An 18,057-nucleotide genomic window follows, 5' to 3' on the forward strand; every position below is an offset into this window, starting at 1 on the left:
TTTTTATTTACGTTCTACTAATTCTAATAAATCTAAGGCCACGTGTGTTGTAAAGATACCATAATTTACCGTCGCTTTTCCTTTTTCAATCGTATCTATACTTCCAATGGCTTTTCCGTCGTGCATTCTTACGCGATCACCTACTTTTAATGTAGGTTTAGGCTTTTCAACGGGCTGCAATTTTTGCTTTGCGGCTTTTTTCTTTTGTCGGATCACCGCTACTTTCTTTTCAGCTTCCTTTTTAATTTGAGTCTCTTTAGCCTTTTCTGCCTTTTTTTGTTTTGCTGAAATTTTCTTTCGTTTGGAATTTTCTATTTGAACCAATTTAAACAACTCTGCCATGAGTTCGCGTTTTCGTTTATCTTCAAAATACTTTTCTGAGATATCATTCACTTTTTGTCCGAGATATATGAGACGCTGGTTGCTGTCATAAAGCTCCTGAAAATTTTCTAATTTTTTTTGAACCTTGGCGTTAATTTCTTCGAGTTTATCAGCCTCTGTTTGCGTCTTTTTCTCATTAGCCTTTAAAGAGCGTTCGGTTTTTTCTAATTTACTTCGCTCTTTCTGAAGCTTCGCTATGGTGGCATCAAAACGGACTTTTCCGCGTTCAATTTTCTTTTTGGCGCGATTGATTAAGCTGAAAGGAATACCATTTTTTTGAGCCACTTCAAATGTGAACGAACTTCCTGCTTGTCCCAATATAAGCTTGAACATAGGTTCTAAGCTTTTTTCATCAAACATCATATTGGCATTTTGCATATAAGGTAACTCATTTGCCAATACCTTCAGGTTGGAGTAGTGGGTTGTTATAATTCCATAAGCTTCCCTGTGATAAAATTCTTCCAAAAAAGTTTCGGCTAGAGCACCTCCTAATTCTGGATCACTTCCGGTGCCAAACTCATCAATCAGGAATAAGGTGTTTTTGTTACATTTCCGAAGAAAATAATTCATCTGTTTCAGTCGATAGCTGTACGTACTCAAGTGATTCTCTATGGATTGATTGTCGCCAATGTCACTAATAATTCTATCGAATAAGCAGATATTACTTTTCTCATGAACAGGAATTAGAAGACCACTTTGAAGCATTACTTGTAAGAGTCCGATTGTTTTTAAGGTGATACTTTTACCACCAGCATTGGGTCCTGAAATGACGATAATTCGATTTTCAGGATGTAAAGCAATAGACTGAGGGAAGGTTTTTTTACCTTCAGCTTTATTTGACACTAATAACAGTGGATGAAACGCATCTTTTGCGTCGTATACTTTTTTATTGTTGATTTCTGGTAAAATGGCATTTATGGATTGCGCATATTTAGCCTTAGCATAAATGACATCTAAGTGAATCAGAAAACTTTGGTAATTTTCTAATAAACTGGTGTATGGTCTCACAAACTCTGTAAGCTGACGAAGGATTTTATCTACTTCTTCATTTTCCTCAAACTCCAAATTATTGAGTTCGCGAGCATATTGAAAGGTCGTTTCTGGCTGCATGTACACGATGCTTCCCGTTTTGCTGCTGCCCATAATAGTACCTTTGACTTTACGTCTGTACATTGCTTTTACAGCTAAAACCCGTTTATTTTCAACAACAGATTCTCTAATATCATCAAGATAATCGAGATTGTGATAGGTATTGAGAGCTGTGGCGAAACTTTGGTTGATTTTCCCTCTTACCGAATTAATAGCTTTTCGAATTTCAAACAGCGTATCTGTCGCTTCATCCTTGATATCCCCAAACCGGTCAATAATAGCATCAATCTCTGTCACTATTTCGGTAATAATTTCTAGATGCTGTGACGTTTGATATAGCGAAGGGTAGTACTCTTTAAACTTTTTAAGAAACTTAAGGATGTCGTTAACGGTTAAGGTAATTGAAGCAATTTTTTTGAAACTCTTGGTATCTAAATAAGAATTTTCAATTTTTAGCAGTTTGATTTCTTTGCTTATGGGTTCAAAACCGTGATTCGGAATTCGGTTGTCGTTTTCAAAAGATGAGACATATTCATTCGTGAAATTCAATGACTTTAATACGGCTTCACGAGATTCAAAAGGCGTTATTTTCAGGATTTCAATTCTGCCTAAATCCGTAATACTAAAATCGGCTACTTGCTGTAACACAGCGTAGAATTCTATATCCTGTAATGTTTTTTCGTGAATACTAATCATGAGTGTTTCAGCCTATGGCAATTAAGGATTGCAAAGGTAATTATTATGATTGAGTATTAAAATCTTTGGAAGTAATATAGTCACTAACGTCTCACACGTTTCCCGTTATCATCATAATAATGGCACACACAATTTTTAGGACTGAATAAACCAACACTATGAAGCTTTCGTTTAATGAGTTCGGAAGATTTCATTTTGAAATTGTCTATTGGCGTAAAACCAAAATTATTGGAACTTATGGAAACGTCTAAGCCATAAACACAATGCCACCATGTTTGTGGAATGAATAGCATTTCTCCAGGATTGATGATTGTGTATTGCACATTGGCATCCTTAAACATTTGGTGTTTGCTTTCGTCAAAATTCTCCATGTTCACATCACTCAAGCGCGATCCTGGCTCGTATTTATCACTAGGATACATCTTTTTACTTTCAGCAGGATTCACCAGAAAAACAAGTTTTCTACCTTCAATAAGCGCAAGAATATTATTTGCTAACCTATCGGTATGCCAGCCAGTTATAGTGCCTGGAGGTCCTATCCATAAAGAGGTGGAATTACGAATGGTATTCTGAGATATCAATGAGAAGTCCACATGCTCTAATAATTCAGGAAACATTTCTGCTATCGGCATATTTCCGAGGTAAGTATCGGTGTTGGCACTGCGAATCTCATTTAAATAATCTTGAAATGCACCAAACTGCCAGTTGGTGTCGTTTTGCCTAATGTTGCCCTTGTACATGTAGGTTTCCTTGTCTTTGCCAATCTTTTCAAAATAGTCCAACGACCATAACTCTGTCGCTTTCCAATGCGACATCATCTGCGTTATTTTAACAGGCGTGTTCTTCTTAATATGATTATTGTAAAAATCGCTGTGGGAAATCTTTTCAATTGCATCAATTTCCTTAAGGTCCTTATTAAGAATGCTTTGGACTCTATTTAAAATCGTTGTTTCCATGACTCGGGATTTAGCAATTACGAATATACTATAATTGAACACATAAATTTATGACTTATTTCATATTTTAGACCATACGAATTTTTTTAGGATAAAATGACCGTCAATATACATGCTAATTGGAATGACAAATTACAATCAGAATTTGAAAAGCCCTATTTCAAGGACTTAGTGGATTTTGTAAAAACTGAATATAAAACACAACAATGCTTTCCTCCTGGAGATCAGATTTTTTCAGCATTTGATTTATGTCCTTTTGATGATGTGAACGTGGTGATTATTGGACAAGACCCTTATCATGGTCCAGGTCAGGCTAACGGATTGTGTTTTTCTGTAGCGGATAACATACCGCATCCACCATCTCTAATGAACATTTTTAAGGAATTGGAAACAGATTTGAATATAGCGTATCCTAAATCAGGAAATTTGGAGCGTTGGGCAAAACAAGGGGTTCTCATGTTAAATGCCACGTTAACAGTTAGAGCTCATGAGCCAGGAAGTCATCAAAAAAGAGGGTGGGAGCAGTTTACCGATAAAGTAATATCAGTGATAAGCGATAAGAAAGAAGAGGTGATTTTTTTATTATGGGGAGGCTTCGCGAAGAAAAAAATGTCATTGATTGATACACAGAAGCATAAGGTGTTAACTTCGGGGCATCCGTCGCCACTTAGTGCCAATAGAGGTTACTGGTTTGGTAATAAACATTTCAGTAAAACCAATCAGCTGTTGGCTCTTAAGAACAAAAATAAGATTGAATGGTAATGGTGAATTAGCTTCCTGTAGGAGCTAAATTAGTAGAGGTTAACTGTTTTGTAGGTCTGATGACGGACGTTTGACGAATAGATACATTAGATTTAACGGAAGTTGTTCTCTTCGTAGTTTTATTGCAACTAAAAAATAATAGTATAAAGTTCAATGCTACTAAGAATGACAGTACTAGAGTAATAGTTATAATCATAATATATAGTTTTCGTTAAGAAAGCATAGTTAGTTATAGGGTGGTTAAATGTAACTAAAATTTTGACAAATAGAAAGTTAAAGACTCAAAAAGCTAAATATTTGTTAAATTTTTTTGCAAAAATGACGGTTACCTATCTATTTATGAAACAAGTTTCAATCAAAATTTCCTACCCCTTGTGTAGTTATAATGCTTGAACCAATTTTTGATAGCTAGCTTTTTCAGGAATGATTTCTAAACTTAGGAGTTTATTTTGAATCGTGTCTATGGTTGTTTTATCAATAACACTTTGAGACCATTCCGTGAGTGATAACCACTCTTGAACGTCTTCTAGTTTTTGATCGTATCTATTGGCTATAGTCTTATCGATACTCGGAATAGTTTTGAATTCAGTTGTTGTATTATTGATAATATCCAATATGGTTTTGACGTCCTCTGGATGTTGATCTAAGAACTCTTCTCGCACCGCAATTACAAAGCAAGGCCAAGGTGTAGGGCAATCGTCTATTCTTCTAAAAATACCATTATCTACAAATGGTTTGGTTGTAAATTTTTCCCACATAAAATAATCTGCAGAACCATTAGTCAAGCCTTCCACAGCACCATCTAAATTTTTAATCACTTCAAAATTTAGGTCTTGCTCTAAATTCCAATGGTTGTTTTCAGCATTAATGTACGCCATAAGATGTGAACCGGATCCATAGCGGCTAATGGCTGCTTTTGTGCCTTTTAAATCTTCGATAGTTTTGTAATTGGAGTCGTGAGCTACATGAATTCCCCAAATCAAAGGCGACTTGACGAATGTTTGAACTATTTTACTTGGATTCCCGTCGATGATATCTTTGATGATGCCTTCCGTAAGTATGACAGCCATATCAATCTCTCCATCGCGCAAGGCTTTATTCATAGCACCTGTACCTCCAAAATAATCTTTCCATCGGAGATTAATTCCTTCGTCTTTGTATTCTCCATTCTTTAATGTTAGATACCAAGCTAAATTAAAATGTTCTGGCACACCGCCTATATTTATTTTTTTCAATGTTTTATGTTTTATGGGATATCAATTATTTTATCCAAAGTGTATGTAATAAGGGCGTCAACAACTTTCTTAGGGTCCTCACTAAATTCTCCAGTAGCTCTATTGGCAATAATCGCATTCATAGAAAGCGCATGATGGCCTAAAAGTTTGGAAAGCCCATAGATGCCAGCTGTTTCCATTTCAAGATTGGTGATTGATTTACCTTCGTAATTAAAGGAAGCCAATTTATCATTAAGATTTGGATCTTGAATTGGCAATCTCAATACGCGTCCTTGTGGACCATAAAAACCCACATTGGTCGCTGTAAACCCTTTAACTGTATGATCGCTGTGTAAGACCCGTAAAAGTTTGTCACTACATTTGACGATATACGGATCAGATTTTCTGTGAAACCAATCTGTGTGATTTTTAAGGGCTTCGGAAATTTCTAAATCTTGAATTTTGTCGCTGTCATAAAAATGAAGCAAACTATCAAAACCTGCCGCATATTCGCTAATCAAAAAGGCCTCTAAAGGCACTTCTTTTTGAATACTTCCGGAAGTCCCTATTCTTATAATGTTTAAAGTAGAAAGCTCAGACTTGATCTCACGTGTATTGAGATCAATATTTACCAAAGCATCCAATTCATTAAATACAATATCAATATTATCAGTGCCAATTCCAGTTGATAAAACGGTGATGCGTTTTCCTTTATAGGTTCCAGTTTGCGTGTGAAACTCTCGCTTATGAGTTTTAAACTCTATATGATCAAAATACTTGGTAACCGATGCCACACGATCGGGATCACCAACTGTAATGACAGTAGACGCTACGTGTTCTGGACGTAAATTTAGGTGATAAACACTTCCGTCTGGATTGAGTATAAGTTCCGATGCTTTAATTGGCATTTATAATCGTTTTTATAAGTTTGTTCTCTTCGGAATTAAATTGATAGTCTAATCGCTTAACACCGCCAAACGTTAAATTATTTTTTATTTCTGAAGAAAAATTATGGCTACCTAATAATGCTTCATGGCCTTTCCGATTAAGAACAACACGATCGTCTGTTTCATCGTAAAACAAACGCAATTTTTCTATCATTCTTTCATACTGAAGATCTCCGAATCCATAGTAACCTTGGTAATTCAATATGTAACCTAATAAATGATGACGGGATTTAATATCCTTGTTTTTGATGATTTTTAAAATGTTGGTTTCTAAGACACTCAAGCCACTTTTGGCATCAGGAAAACGCTTCAAATGAGCTTTTAAACAAGCGCCTAGATATTTAAAAGACGATTTTTGGGTGATGTAGGGCTTGAACAAATTATGGTCTTTTCCACAGTAAGTTCTCCATAATGAAATAGCTAAGTCTCTATCTAAGTCTGTCAATTCTATTTTGTTGTCATAGTGAGCGAGTAGTTGTGCACTCGAGAGTTCTGAAAGTCCTTTTAGATTTTTTTCGCCTTTCACACGACCGCTGCATACTAGGTATAACGGTTGCTTTATGTCACGTTGATGAATTAAGCTCATAACAGCCATCAGATTGATATGACAAAACAAGTCGTATTCAAACCAAAGTACAATTTCTGAATATGTATCAGTGGCATTCAGTTTCTCTAACTCCGACTTGAACTTATGTTCATCCAATTCAATATCATAGAACTCACTGAGGAATGCTTTGCGCTTTGTGATAAAAACTTCTGAGTCTATATGCGCTTCAGTAGGTCCTTCACAAAGTATTTCATGCCAAGTTAGAAAGAGTCCTTCTACGTTAAGTTCTTGTAAATAGTTGGTCAAATTTTGGCCGTTGGTGATATGTAAGGTCTGTTCGCTCAACCTCCAACACGTTTAACGTTAAAACCCTTAGCTTTTAAAATAGCCATAATTTTATCTCTAAAGTCACCTTGAATAATAATTTGATCATTCTTAAAACTACCTCCAACGCTCAACTGCTGCTTGAGGTCTTTGGCGAGTTTTTTAAAATCAGAATCTGCTCCAGTATAACCTTCAATTATGGTAATTGGTTTGCCTTTCCTTTTTTCATATTTACACAAGATAGGCTCATCTTGTAACCACAAACCATCGTCCTTAGAAGACTTTTCTTCAGGTTTGTCTTCTGGTTCATGATCCGGAAATAACTGTTTCAATTGATCTTGTAAATCCATAATTAAATCCGACTATTTCTTCAGGCCTAACTCAATTAAACGCTCATTTAAAAATTCACCAGCAGTAATATCCTCAAATTGTTTAGGATGGTCTTCATCGATACAGCTTTCCAAAACATCTAATTTCATTTCGCTTATAGGATGCATGAAAAAAGGAATGGAATATCTAGATGTCCCCCAAAGTTCTCTGGGAGGATTTACGACTCTGTGAATGGTAGATTTTAATTTATTGTTGGTATGTCTTGATAACATGTCACCAACATTAATCATCAATTCATCAGGATCTGCAATGGCATCAATCCACTCACCTTCGTGATTTTGCACTTGTAAACCTCGACCTTGTGCACCCATGAGTAATGTAATTAAATTAATATCGCCATGGGCAGCTGCTCGAACGGCGTTTTCTGGTTCCTCTAAAATTGGTGGATAGTGAATCGGTCTTAAAATGGAGTTGCCATTATGTATATAATTATCAAAATAGGTTTCTTCTAAACCAAGGTATAAAGCCAAAGCTCGAAGTACGTATTTAGCGGTTTTCTCTAACATTTGGTAGGTTTCTTTTCCAATGGCATTAAATTCAGGGACTTCCTCAACCTCTACATTAGCAGGATATTCCTTGGCACGTTCAGGATCATCCTCCACATATTGGCCAAAGTGCCAAAATTCCTTTAAATCACCTTCTTTCTTGCCTTTAGCACTTTCTTTGCCGAAGGAAACATAGCCACGCTGTCCACCAATCCCTTCAATTTCATATTTTCGTTTGGTCTCCACAGGTAAACTAAAAAAGTTTTTTACTTCTTTGTAAAGATTGTCCACTAATTCATCATCCAAAAAATGTCCTTTCAAGGCAACAAAGCCTATTTCCTCATAAGCTTTTCCGATCTCATCAATAAATTTCTGCTTTCTTTTAGGGTCTCCCGATAAAAAATCCTGAAGATTAACACTTGGTATTCTATTCATTATAAAATGGATTTATTAAATTTTCCGAATAACAAAAATAGCGAAAATACTGCTAAAATCACAGATTTAGCTTTCACTTAAAAAAATTGAACTTAAACCTCTAAAACGTCAATTTTTAATTACATTTGATTTACTAATGCAATTTAATGACCCATGTTGACCTCTCTTAAGAGCACCATCACTTTCGATAAAAAAAACTTAGACAATAAAACCTTACTAGAGCTGTATAAAAATATGCTTAAGCCGCGCATGATAGAAGAGAAAATGCTCATTCTACTGCGTCAAGGGAAAATCTCCAAATGGTTCTCTGGTATTGGTCAAGAAGCCATTTCTGTTGGTGTTACTATGGCTTTGGAAGCGGAAGAGTACATACTACCTATGCATAGAAATCTGGGTGTTTTTACCACTCGTAAGATTCCGCTCTACCGTTTATTTAGTCAGTGGCAAGGAAAAGCTAATGGCTTTACAAAAGGGAGAGATCGTTCGTTTCATTTTGGTACACAAGAATACAATATTGTTGGGATGATTTCGCATCTAGGACCACAATTAGGTGTGGCTGATGGGATTGCTTTAGCTAGTTTGTTAAAGAATAAAAATCAGGTGACTGCCGTGTTTTCTGGAGAAGGAGGGACGAGTGAAGGTGATTTTCATGAGGCTTTGAATGTGGCCTCTGTTTGGCAATTACCTGTTTTATTTTGTATTGAGAATAATGGTTACGGACTGTCCACACCAACCAATGAGCAGTACCGATGTAAAGATATAGCAGATCGTGGAAAAGGTTATGGCATGGAGTCTTTTGTGCTTGATGGTAATAATATCATTGAGGTTTATACCAAAATCCAAAAACTAGCAGCTAGTATTAGAAAACGTCCTAGACCAATTTTAATAGAGTTTAAAACGTTTAGAATGCGTGGACATGAGGAAGCTAGTGGTACTAAATATGTGCCAAAAGATATCATGGATGAATGGGCTAAGAAAGACCCAATTGAAAATTTTCAAGCGTTTTTAAAAGATCAAAGAATTTTGACCGAAAAAGAGGAAGTAGCGATCAAGACAGCGATCATTCACGAAATTAATGAACACCTTCAAAAAGCTTTTGATGAGGCGCCAATCACAGCTGATTTGGCTACCGAATTAGGAGACGTTTATAAACCCTTTGAGTTTAAAGAACTAAAACCGCAATCTAAGTCCACAGAATTACGTTTTATCGATGCCATTTCTCAAGGCTTATATCAAGCGATGGAGAAACACAATGATCTTGTGATCATGGGACAAGATATAGCCGAATATGGCGGTGTGTTTAAGATTACAGAAGGTTTTGTTGAAAGGTTCGGTAAAGAACGTGTTAGAAACACGCCAATTTGTGAATCTGCCATCGTTGAAACTGCTATGGGATTGTCAATTGCAGGCATCAAATCTGTGGTTGAAATGCAGTTTGCCGATTTCGTATCCTCCGGATTTAATCCCGTTGTCAATTATCTTGCCAAATCCCATTATCGCTGGAATCAGGAAGCTGATGTGGTATTGCGTATGCCTTGTGGTGGTGGTGTTGCAGCTGGACCATTTCATTCGCAAACCAATGAAGCGTGGTTTACCAAAACCCCAGGTCTAAAAGTGGTGTATCCAGCATTTCCATATGACGCTAAAGGTTTATTGACAACAGCCATTGAAGATCCAAATCCAGTATTGTTTTTTGAGCACAAAGCCTTGTATAGAAGTATTCGTCAAGAGGTTCCTGAAGCTTATTATAACATTCCGTTTGGAGAGGCTGCAGTATTAAGAGAAGGTGAGCAAGTGACTGTTATTTCCTATGGTGCTGGTGTTCATTGGGTTCTAGAAACTCTTGATAATAATGAATCAATTCAGGCAGATGTGATTGATTTAAGAACGCTTCAGCCATTAGATACTGAAACCATTTACAAGTCTGTTAAAAAAACAGGTAAAGCGATTATTTTACAAGAGGATTCCTTATTTGGTGGCATTGCCAGTGATATTTCTGCATTGATTATGGAGCATTGTTTTGAGTATTTAGACGCACCTGTTAAACGGGTTGCAAGTTTAGAAACGCCAATTCCTTTTATCAATCAATTGGAAGAGCACTATTTAGCAAAAAACAGGTTCGAAACGGAATTAAAGACTTTGTTGAATTATTAGTACAGTTTTGAATAGACCCTTACATTCCCATCAAGGATTTAAATTTGCGATGATTACTTTAGTGGGTATCATCATTTTTATAAGCCTTCATTTATTGGTAGCCAACAACATCTTAGCGATTGATGTTTACACCTATTTGAGCAGTTTTGTTGTGGTATTAGTTTTTGTGACCACAATTACCGGATGTGTTTATAGTCTTCGAGGATTGAAAGATCCTTATTCCTTAAAAAAGCTACTGGCACTTGTTGTGAACCTTGTGCTCATGTTGTTATTGATTGGAACCATTGTAGCTAATCTTATTGATGTCAAGAATGCCTTAAATTGAAAAATTAGTATCTTCATTGCTTATTATTTCAGAATCATAGGTATGACTATTGTTTCAACGAATCAATTTAAGAGTTTCTTATTAGTAGTGGCATTATTGGTACTTCAGTGTTGTAAAAAAGAGGAGCCGAATGGCTATGAATGGAAAACGATGGAAGTGACGGCAACAGCTTATAATTCTCTTGCATATCAAACGAGTTCCAATCCGCATATTACGGCATTTGGAGATAGTTTAAAACCAGGTCTTCGCTATATTGCTGTTTCTAGAAACTTGATAAATGAAGGCTTAACTCATAATACCTTAGTGAAAGTAGAAGGCTTGGAAGGCACTTACTTGGTCAAGGACAAAATGAACAGACGTTGGAAAAATAAAATCGATATTTATATGGGAACTGATGTTAAAGCTGCACGAGCATGGGGAAGGCGCAAAGTTAACATCAGTTATAGAGTACCTATTTTAAAAGATTCATCAGAAGTTCAAAACGACTAATTCTTGAGTTCTGCTTCTGAAAGAATAAAAGGATAAGCATTTTTCACTTCCACTAATTCTTTAGTGGTTAATGAGTTTGAAGGCTTGTTTAATACATTCTCAGCATATGCATCGCGTAATTCATAATAGGCTTTAGTCAATTCGTCTTGAACTTGGATGTAAAAACTATAGGTTGTTAGTTGGTCATTGGTTAATGAGATCACAGCATCTTTGGGATGGTCAGAAGAAGTCTTTTCCATGTTCCCTTGGCAATAACCACAGGTGCCATTTCCGTTATTATCCAAAAATGCCTTGGCGATGTGTTTTAAATCTTTTAATTCGATAACCTCATTTTCAACCAAAAGTTCATTATTTGAATTTACTTTGATTTCGAGTATATTTCTTCGATTTTTAACAGCATCATTACAATCTGAATTAATAGGGCATGGAGGCGGTAGTTTTCTGTTTATGCCTTGGTCGTTAGGAATCATGGCTGTTACTAAAAAGAAAATGAGCAGTAAAAATGCAATGTCGGCCATGGAGCCTGCATTAATTTGATGAGTGTGGCGTCTTGTGGTCTTCATAATAATACGTTTTAAGATTTTTTTAAGAGTCTCAAAAACAATACCACAATTTTTTAACAAAAAACCAACATACTTCAAAGCATGCTGGTCTTTTCGGATTATCACTATTGAAAACTAATTCAATACTAATTTTGATTGATGAATGATGGTCACATCTTTTAACGTAACGTTTCTAAATCGTCGTTTGTTGTATGTGACGTATTGATAATTTTAGTTAAAGCTTTCATGATAGATTGATTTGATGATTGATGAATTTTATAGATTTAAGATCTATAACGTCTTTTTTGGTTCCATGAATACATTCTTGTTTCTGTTGATGTACTTGATAATTGGTTGCTGTTTAAAGTTCTCATAATATATGTTTTAATTGATTGATGTTATACTTTATAGACGACGGTGAATTAAAAATGTTACAGTACTATGCATTACATAGTAACATTTTAACATTATTTAACAATTAAATCCTTGTTTGTCAACGGAGTAAGTAGTGGCGTATTATGTCGATTTGACCTATATTCATTGAAAAAATGTCAGTTTTTAGTGTCATTTTAAGTTTGGTATTTAATTTGTTCATATAAGTGTAAAATGAAGTTTAACTAAAATTTGATTAACAATGAGTACAATAGTAACCGTACCTAAAAATGGTAACAATGTTTCCAAGTCAAAGAAATATGCGACATTACCAAGTTTATCATCTTGGGTTGACAATTTCTTTGAAAATGGATTAGGAACAGAATTTATGTCTAATTTCAATACTGGCATTACGCTACCCGCTGTAAATATCAAGGAAACAGCGGAAGATTATATCTTGGAGTTAGCCATTCCTGGAATGAAGAAATCTGATTTTACGATTGATGTTGAGAATAAAATGTTGTCCATTGCTTCCGAAACCGAAATTGATAATGAAGAAACTTCTGATCAGTATACAAGAAGAGAGTTTGGTTATGGAGCCTTTAAGAGAACATTTACACTCCCAGACACTGTAGAACAAGATAAAGTTAGTGCGTCCTATAAGGATGGTATTTTGCTCGTAAATTTACCTAAGCGTGATGAAGCGAAGCAAAAACCAGCAAGACGCGTGGAGATTTCTTAATCACATTGCATTTTAAAAAGAGAAGAGGAGCAATTAGTTCCTCTTTTTTTTTCAATTGTTTTTAACAATATGCACGGTTAACCTTATAAAATCTTAATTTTGTAAGAATTTTTTTTTCAGAAGCTATTAATTGTATGTCCGAAACACTAGAAATTACCTCTAAAAAACGCCTTTATGATTATCAAATTGCAGACTTAAATCGCATATTTGATGTGTTTGAAGCGGCACCAGATAACTATAATTTATTATATCAACTGCCAACAGGTGGAGGGAAAACAGTCATTTTCTCAGAAATTGTGCGGCAATATATCAAAAAGCATCAAAAGAAAGTTGTTATTCTCACGCATCGCATTGAGCTTTGTAAGCAAACGTCAAAAGTGTTGCATGGTTTCGGTGTGAATAACAAAATTATCAATAGTAAAGTAAAGGAATTACCCGATCAGGATCAATACGAATGTTTCGTGGCGATGGTTGAAACACTTAACAATAGATTAAACGATGGGAAGCTTAATTTAGAAGATATCGGTTTAGTCATCATTGATGAAGCGCACTATAACTCTTTTCGAAAATTATTCAAATTTTTTGACGCTTGTTTTATTTTAGGCGTTACTGCCACACCTTTGAGCAGTAACATTAAATTACCAATGAAGGATAATTATAAAGAATTAATTGTAGGTGATAACATTTCAACCTTGATAAAGAATGGGTTTTTAGCATCAGCCGAAATCTACAATTATGACGTCTCTCTTAATTCCCTTAAAATTGGTATTAATGGTGATTATACGGTTAAGTCTTCAGAAGCCTTGTATACGAATGCTGCGATGCAAGGAAAATTGATTTTTGCTTATGAGGAGTTGTCCAAAGGAAAAAAGACCCTAATTTTCAATAACGGTATCAATACATCAAAAGAAGTCTATTACACCTTTAAAAGAGCAGGCTACAATATTAGACATTTAGACAATACTGCATCAAAGCAAGATCGGAAGGACATATTGAAATGGTTCAAAAACACACCTGATGGTATTTTGACTTCTGTGAGTATACTAACCACTGGATTTGACGAGCCTTCTGTAGAATCTATTATATTAAATCGTGCCACGCGATCTTTGACCTTATACTTTCAAATGATTGGTAGAGGCTCTAGGATTCACGGTGATAAAAATAAATTTACCGTCATCGACTTAGGTAACAATGCCGTGCGTTTTGGACCTTGGAGTCAGCCCGTAGATTGGCAACATATTTTCAAAAACCCAGATTTCTATTTAGAAAACCTTAGGAATGACGAGGATATCGAGCGTGAATTTGTGTATAAAATGCCAGAATCACTTCGAAAACGTTTTAAAAAGAATCCTGATGACGATTTTGATATTAAGAAAGAATACAAAAAGGTGATTCGAGAAGGTAAAAAATCGATGCAAGCTATTGAGAATAGTATTGCACAGCATTCTGAACTCGTCATCGCAAACAGCGAGGATGTATTTGAAGCACGAGAACTTGCAAAGCTCTTGCACGATGATATTTGCTATCGTATTAAACAGTATTGTTATTGTATTATGAATAGTACAAAAAACTACAAAGACTGGTTGTTGGAAGAGTATACGCGAAAATTGCGGTTAAGTTTTAACGGAAAGTTTTAACGTAAAATTAAAATCTTTATGTTAGAAAGACGTTACATTTGAAATTAGGTATGGTTTTTGAACCTTCTACAGCAAATTGACTGTCATGTATAAACATCTTATTTTAGGATTTCTATTATGTTGCGTTTCTCAAGTGTTTGCCCAGCCAGACACGAAGAAAAATAGCATAAAAATACCTGCGGTTGAAACTAAAAAAAAGGACACGGTGCCAGTGGTTTTAGATATTAAGCCCGATTCTAAAATCAGTATTACCAAAACCAAAAAAAACATTGCAGGTATTCCTATTGAAAGTAAGGTTTCTACTAAAAAACCAGAGAAGGAGTTTTCAATGATTGATCATAGTACCCTTCGAAATCCAGGTGAAATATTTGAGAAGAAATTTAATAAAGTCGCCGTTGAACAAGGACTCAAGATTGAAGTCATGTCTGATGTTTTCCTCGGAGATATTCGCAGTCAAGGTAAGTTTGTTAAAATAGTTTGTAGAGATCATGAATTTCCAGATGGCGATATGGTACGTGTGTTTGTGAATGACGATATCATTGTGCCTAGTTTGACCTTATCATCAGGCTACAAAGGATTTGACGTGACCTTAACTCCAGGGATTAATCAAATTGTTTTTTTAGCTTTGAATCAAGGGGATTCAGGACCTAATACGGCTGAGTTTATTGTTTATGATGATAATGGCAATCTGGTGTCCTCCAAAAAATGGAACTTACTCACAGGAGTTAAAGCTACCATAAATGTCATCAAAGAGGAGAATCCTATCCAAGAAGCTTCAAAAACAGCAGAGACTACCAAAGAAGACAACTAATTATAAGTTGGTTAAATCTCTGGATAAGTTGTTAAATAATTTCGCCTTGGTTTTTAAATAATCATTTTGAAGCTTTACAGCTTTTAATTGGGACTCAATCAATAATCGTTCTCTCGTATTTACCAAGAATAACGAACTTTCTCCGAAACTAAATTTCCGTTCTTCAGCACTTAACATAGTGTCATAATCTGAAACAATATCTTCTATTAACATATTTTGAAGCGTGTATGATTCCAATTCACGATACGTGGCTATCACCTTGTTTTGAATCGCAACTTTAGTATTATTTATGTCGAAGTTTAAATCTTGAAGTTTAAATTTTGCCAATTGCAGTTCACCTCGCTCTTTTCTTAGAAATAGAGGAATATTGATTTGAATTCCAGCCTTGTATTGATTAAAATTATAGGAATTAGAGAAGTCTGGCGTTTCTGTTAGAAAATTGTATTGCACGTCAATTGTTGGTAATAATTGATTGGCTTTTAAGCGTTTATCAACCTCCAAACCTTGATATTTCAAATTCAAGGATTTCAGTTTAGGATGGGTTTCTAATATGAAATCTTCCAGAGTCTTATCGGCAATTTCTAATACAGCATCTATTTGTAAATCAATACTCAAATCTGGTATGACACCAGACTGTAATTCAACAGGAATATTATCGTTCAGCCATAGAAATGTGGAAAGTTCTAAAGACGCTTTCATGAGCGCCACTTTTGACTGTTCTAAACCTAATCGTCTATTGCGTATCGTGATTCGAGCTTCGATAGAATCAATAGCAGCTTTATCTCCAGTTTCCACACTTCGTTTAACACCATTTAGTCGGATTTCAGCATTGTTGAGGAACTGTTGGTAAATTAAAGTCTCTCGATAGGCTTTTAACCAGTTAAAATAGCTTACCGAAGCATCATATAAAATTTGATTAATTAAAATTTCGCGGTCAGCTTCCGTTTGCTCCCTAAAATATTTCGCTTTTTTCAAATCAGCCATCCGTTTATTAATCCATAAGCCTTGTCCTAGCGCAGCGGAAATACCTGCACTATAGAGACCATCTTCAGGGACATTATTTTGCGGATTAAGATAAACGCCGTCATTTTGTTCATACTGACCTTTTAACTCAATGCCATACCAAGTTGGGATTTTAAAGGTTGTATTTAAAAGATCGTAATAGGTGTCGTCTTTAAAACGTTTTCTGGAATTATTAAATTCAATCTTCGGGTCAAACGCACCTCGTGCTTTCATTAAGTTGGCTTGTCCAACTGCTAATGTAAGTTCGGCTTGTTTTGCAATTGGATGAAATTTTTTAACGTATCCCAAATACTCGCTAAAACTCAATACTGAAGTACTATCAGCTTGTGACCAAACGCTTATCGTTATCACAAAGCATATTAAAGTGGAGATCATCTTCATTATTTACTGTCTTTTGAATTGCTACTATTAGCTGGTTGATAATAGTTAGGAGGGAAACCGTTGAGCTGTCGCCAAAGTTCAAACCAGATTGGTACGTTTTCTAGCAAAGCGATGGTTTGTGCTCCTGAGCCTACGCGAATGGCCTCTGGCCAAGCATGATCCGATTCGTCTGGAGCCAGAAGCACTCTGAATTTACCATTCGGACTTATGAAATTTTCGATAGCGACAACTTTAGCACCATAGGTTCCGTAGGAGACATTGGGCCAACCACTAAAAACAATGGCAGGCCAACCATCAAATTGAACTCTTACATCTTCACCAATATGAATTAATGGCAGGTCTAGTGGGTCTACATAAGTCTCAACTGCTAAGTCGTAATCAGATGGCATAATACCAACGAGTTGCTCACCTTCCTTAAACGTTTCGCCAATACCACCTTTTATAGCTTTATTGATGAATCCATTTTGAGGCGCTTTGATGTAGTACATATCGTTTCGCATCTCATAATTTGTATAGGCATTTTCGAGCTTTGTGACTTGCGCCTCGGCATCAAACTGATTTGATTCTGCCGTAAACTTGTCACTTTGAGCTTTTGAAATTTTATCTGTATACTCTGCTTTTAACCGATTAATTTCAACCATGGCATTGATCACTTCATTTTTGGCCGCGAGTAATTTGTTTTCTTGAGAGATGAGTTTCGCTTGTGTTTCTTGGAGTTTTAAACGTTTTTCTTCAACATCCGTCATTGCTTTCAGACCTTCAGATTGTAGCGTGCTTGTCCGTTCAAATTGGCGCTCGGCGATTTGTAAATTCGTCTTGGCAGCTTCTAAATCAATACTATCGCTCTTTACTTTAAGTCGCGATTGCATTAATTTGTTTTGTGCTTGTTCCAATTTCAATACGCGTTCATTAGTCAATGCTGAAATTTGATTATTAAGCGCACTAACTTTCGAGTTGTAAGATGATAACGAACGTTCTTTGGCTTTAATTTGCTGTCCGGTTCTGTTAACAAGGTTAGGATCAAAATATTCATTTTTTACTTCAGAAATAAATAGAATCGTATCGCCTTTCTTGACAAAATCACCTTCTCTTACATACCACTTTTCAATACGTCCTGGAATAGGAGATTGAATCGTTTGTGGTCTCTGATCTGGTGTGAGGGTCGTCACATTACCGCGACTCGAGATGTTTTGAGTCCAAGGTAAAAATAGAATGATTACGGTAAGAATTGCAAACGCTATTAAAAAACGATTAAAGTGTTTAAAATGACGCTTATGAAATACTTTTTGAGCGGAACTGTAAGAAGACAAGTCCACTTTTTTATTGAGTTTATTATGTGAGATGTTTAACATGTG

17 protein-coding genes are annotated in these 18,057 nt (G+C 35.6%); 7 read left to right on the forward strand and 10 right to left on the reverse strand.

Annotated features, from left to right (window positions below):
- Positions 1 to 3: 3 nt before the first annotated feature.
- A complete protein-coding gene (locus ACU8DI_RS05895) occupies positions 4 to 2,166 on the reverse strand; it encodes an endonuclease MutS2 (RefSeq protein ID WP_447111829.1) in 2,163 nt (720 codons plus the stop codon).
- 83 nt (positions 2,167 to 2,249) lie between these two features.
- The gene (locus ACU8DI_RS05900) at positions 2,250 to 3,122 is read right to left on the reverse strand and encodes a cupin-like domain-containing protein (protein ID WP_447111830.1); all 873 of its coding nucleotides are present in this window, start codon (positions 3,120 to 3,122) and stop codon (positions 2,250 to 2,252) included.
- A gap of 96 nt (positions 3,123 to 3,218) precedes the next feature.
- Here ACU8DI_RS05900 and ACU8DI_RS05905 point away from each other — a divergent pair, with 96 nt between their 5' ends.
- A complete protein-coding gene (locus ACU8DI_RS05905; RefSeq protein ID WP_447111831.1) occupies positions 3,219 to 3,884 on the forward strand; it encodes a uracil-DNA glycosylase in 666 nt (221 codons plus the stop codon).
- A gap of 380 nt (positions 3,885 to 4,264) precedes the next feature.
- On the opposite strand, the gene ACU8DI_RS05910 is transcribed toward ACU8DI_RS05905, so the two are convergent.
- The 5 genes from ACU8DI_RS05910 to ACU8DI_RS05930 are packed head-to-tail and all read right to left on the reverse strand — an operon-like array spanning position 4,265 to position 8,226.
- Positions 4,265 to 5,119, reverse strand: coding sequence for a substrate-binding domain-containing protein (locus ACU8DI_RS05910; protein WP_447111832.1), 855 nt, complete (start codon positions 5,117 to 5,119; stop codon positions 4,265 to 4,267).
- 11 nt (positions 5,120 to 5,130) lie between these two features.
- On the reverse strand, positions 5,131 to 6,006 hold the full coding sequence (locus tag ACU8DI_RS05915) for a nucleoside phosphorylase (RefSeq protein ID WP_447111833.1): 876 nt from the start codon (positions 6,004 to 6,006) through the stop codon (positions 5,131 to 5,133).
- Positions 5,996 to 6,937, reverse strand: a complete 942-nt coding sequence (locus tag ACU8DI_RS05920; RefSeq protein ID WP_447111834.1) for a DUF1835 domain-containing protein — start codon at positions 6,935 to 6,937, stop codon at positions 5,996 to 5,998. The genes ACU8DI_RS05915 and ACU8DI_RS05920 overlap by 11 nt, the downstream gene beginning before the upstream one ends.
- Positions 6,934 to 7,266, reverse strand: a complete 333-nt coding sequence (locus ACU8DI_RS05925) for a translation initiation factor (protein ID WP_447111835.1) — start codon at positions 7,264 to 7,266, stop codon at positions 6,934 to 6,936. Before ACU8DI_RS05925 ends, ACU8DI_RS05920 begins: the two co-directional genes overlap by 4 nt.
- Before the next feature lie 12 nt (positions 7,267 to 7,278).
- A complete protein-coding gene (locus ACU8DI_RS05930; protein ID WP_447111836.1) occupies positions 7,279 to 8,226 on the reverse strand; it encodes an isopenicillin N synthase family dioxygenase in 948 nt (315 codons plus the stop codon).
- A gap of 153 nt (positions 8,227 to 8,379) precedes the next feature.
- Here ACU8DI_RS05930 and ACU8DI_RS05935 point away from each other — a divergent pair, with 153 nt between their 5' ends.
- Genes ACU8DI_RS05935 through ACU8DI_RS05945 form a run of 3 tightly spaced genes read left to right on the forward strand, consistent with a single transcriptional unit; the run spans position 8,380 to position 11,194 of the window.
- The gene (locus ACU8DI_RS05935) at positions 8,380 to 10,380 is read left to right on the forward strand and encodes an alpha-ketoacid dehydrogenase subunit alpha/beta (protein ID WP_447111837.1); all 2,001 of its coding nucleotides are present in this window, start codon (positions 8,380 to 8,382) and stop codon (positions 10,378 to 10,380) included.
- 7 nt (positions 10,381 to 10,387) lie between these two features.
- The gene (locus tag ACU8DI_RS05940; protein ID WP_447111838.1) at positions 10,388 to 10,705 is read left to right on the forward strand and encodes a hypothetical protein; all 318 of its coding nucleotides are present in this window, start codon (positions 10,388 to 10,390) and stop codon (positions 10,703 to 10,705) included.
- Between the two features lie 42 nt (positions 10,706 to 10,747).
- Positions 10,748 to 11,194, forward strand: a complete 447-nt coding sequence (locus ACU8DI_RS05945; protein WP_447111839.1) for a 3D domain-containing protein — start codon at positions 10,748 to 10,750, stop codon at positions 11,192 to 11,194.
- On the opposite strand, the gene ACU8DI_RS05950 is transcribed toward ACU8DI_RS05945, so the two are convergent.
- Positions 11,191 to 11,757, reverse strand: a complete 567-nt coding sequence (locus ACU8DI_RS05950) for an ExbD/TolR family protein (RefSeq protein WP_447111840.1) — start codon at positions 11,755 to 11,757, stop codon at positions 11,191 to 11,193. The two genes, ACU8DI_RS05945 and ACU8DI_RS05950, sit on opposite strands and share 4 nt — an antisense overlap.
- Positions 11,758 to 12,370: 613 nt before the next feature.
- On the opposite strand from ACU8DI_RS05950, the gene ACU8DI_RS05955 reads away from it, so the two are divergent.
- The 3 genes from ACU8DI_RS05955 to ACU8DI_RS05965 all read left to right on the forward strand — a co-directional run bounded on the left by ACU8DI_RS05955 (position 12,371) and on the right by ACU8DI_RS05965 (position 15,298).
- The gene (locus tag ACU8DI_RS05955; RefSeq protein ID WP_447111841.1) at positions 12,371 to 12,850 is read left to right on the forward strand and encodes an Hsp20/alpha crystallin family protein; all 480 of its coding nucleotides are present in this window, start codon (positions 12,371 to 12,373) and stop codon (positions 12,848 to 12,850) included.
- Between the two features lie 134 nt (positions 12,851 to 12,984).
- Positions 12,985 to 14,487 (forward strand): DEAD/DEAH box helicase, encoded by a 1,503-nt coding sequence (locus ACU8DI_RS05960; RefSeq protein WP_447111842.1) that lies wholly within the window; start codon positions 12,985 to 12,987, stop codon positions 14,485 to 14,487.
- An 85-nt stretch (positions 14,488 to 14,572) separates the two neighbouring features.
- Complete coding sequence (locus ACU8DI_RS05965; protein ID WP_447111843.1) at positions 14,573 to 15,298, forward strand: hypothetical protein; 726 nt, start codon at positions 14,573 to 14,575, stop codon at positions 15,296 to 15,298.
- On the opposite strand, the gene ACU8DI_RS05970 is transcribed toward ACU8DI_RS05965, so the two are convergent.
- Together ACU8DI_RS05970 and ACU8DI_RS05975 are read right to left on the reverse strand one after the other, a co-directional pair.
- Positions 15,299 to 16,696, reverse strand: coding sequence for a TolC family protein (locus ACU8DI_RS05970; protein ID WP_447111844.1), 1,398 nt, complete (start codon positions 16,694 to 16,696; stop codon positions 15,299 to 15,301). It lies immediately after the preceding gene.
- A 5-nt stretch (positions 16,697 to 16,701) separates the two neighbouring features.
- Positions 16,702 to 18,054 carry an HlyD family secretion protein gene (locus ACU8DI_RS05975; protein WP_447111845.1) on the reverse strand — a complete coding sequence of 451 codons (1,353 nt, stop codon included), beginning with the start codon at positions 18,052 to 18,054 and terminating at the stop codon, positions 16,702 to 16,704.
- Positions 18,055 to 18,057: the final 3 nt, after the last annotated feature.

The sequence above is a fragment of the Psychroserpens sp. BH13MA-6 genome, from assembly GCF_052983595.1.

Excerpts from the sequence above, each read along its gene's own strand:
- ACU8DI_RS05950 (WP_447111840.1), bottom strand. The coding sequence starts at position 11,757 with ATGAAGACCACAAGACGCCACACTCATCAAATTAATGCAGGCTCCATG.
- ACU8DI_RS05965 (WP_447111843.1), top strand. The coding sequence starts at position 14,573 with ATGTATAAACATCTTATTTTAGGATTTCTATTATGTTGCGTTTCTCAA.
- ACU8DI_RS05930 (WP_447111836.1), bottom strand. The coding sequence starts at position 8,226 with ATGAATAGAATACCAAGTGTTAATCTTCAGGATTTTTTATCGGGAGAC.
- ACU8DI_RS05900 (WP_447111830.1), bottom strand. The coding sequence starts at position 3,122 with ATGGAAACAACGATTTTAAATAGAGTCCAAAGCATTCTTAATAAGGAC.
- ACU8DI_RS05915 (WP_447111833.1), bottom strand. The coding sequence starts at position 6,006 with ATGCCAATTAAAGCATCGGAACTTATACTCAATCCAGACGGAAGTGTT.
- ACU8DI_RS05975 (WP_447111845.1), bottom strand. The coding sequence starts at position 18,054 with ATGTTAAACATCTCACATAATAAACTCAATAAAAAAGTGGACTTGTCT.
- ACU8DI_RS05895 (WP_447111829.1), bottom strand. The coding sequence starts at position 2,166 with ATGATTAGTATTCACGAAAAAACATTACAGGATATAGAATTCTACGCT.
- ACU8DI_RS05935 (WP_447111837.1), top strand. The coding sequence starts at position 8,380 with ATGTTGACCTCTCTTAAGAGCACCATCACTTTCGATAAAAAAAACTTA.
- ACU8DI_RS05945 (WP_447111839.1), top strand. The coding sequence starts at position 10,748 with ATGACTATTGTTTCAACGAATCAATTTAAGAGTTTCTTATTAGTAGTG.
- ACU8DI_RS05960 (WP_447111842.1), top strand. The coding sequence starts at position 12,985 with ATGTCCGAAACACTAGAAATTACCTCTAAAAAACGCCTTTATGATTAT.
- ACU8DI_RS05925 (WP_447111835.1), bottom strand. The coding sequence starts at position 7,266 with ATGGATTTACAAGATCAATTGAAACAGTTATTTCCGGATCATGAACCA.
- ACU8DI_RS05905 (WP_447111831.1), top strand. The coding sequence starts at position 3,219 with ATGACCGTCAATATACATGCTAATTGGAATGACAAATTACAATCAGAA.
- ACU8DI_RS05955 (WP_447111841.1), top strand. The coding sequence starts at position 12,371 with ATGAGTACAATAGTAACCGTACCTAAAAATGGTAACAATGTTTCCAAG.
- ACU8DI_RS05970 (WP_447111844.1), bottom strand. The coding sequence starts at position 16,696 with ATGATCTCCACTTTAATATGCTTTGTGATAACGATAAGCGTTTGGTCA.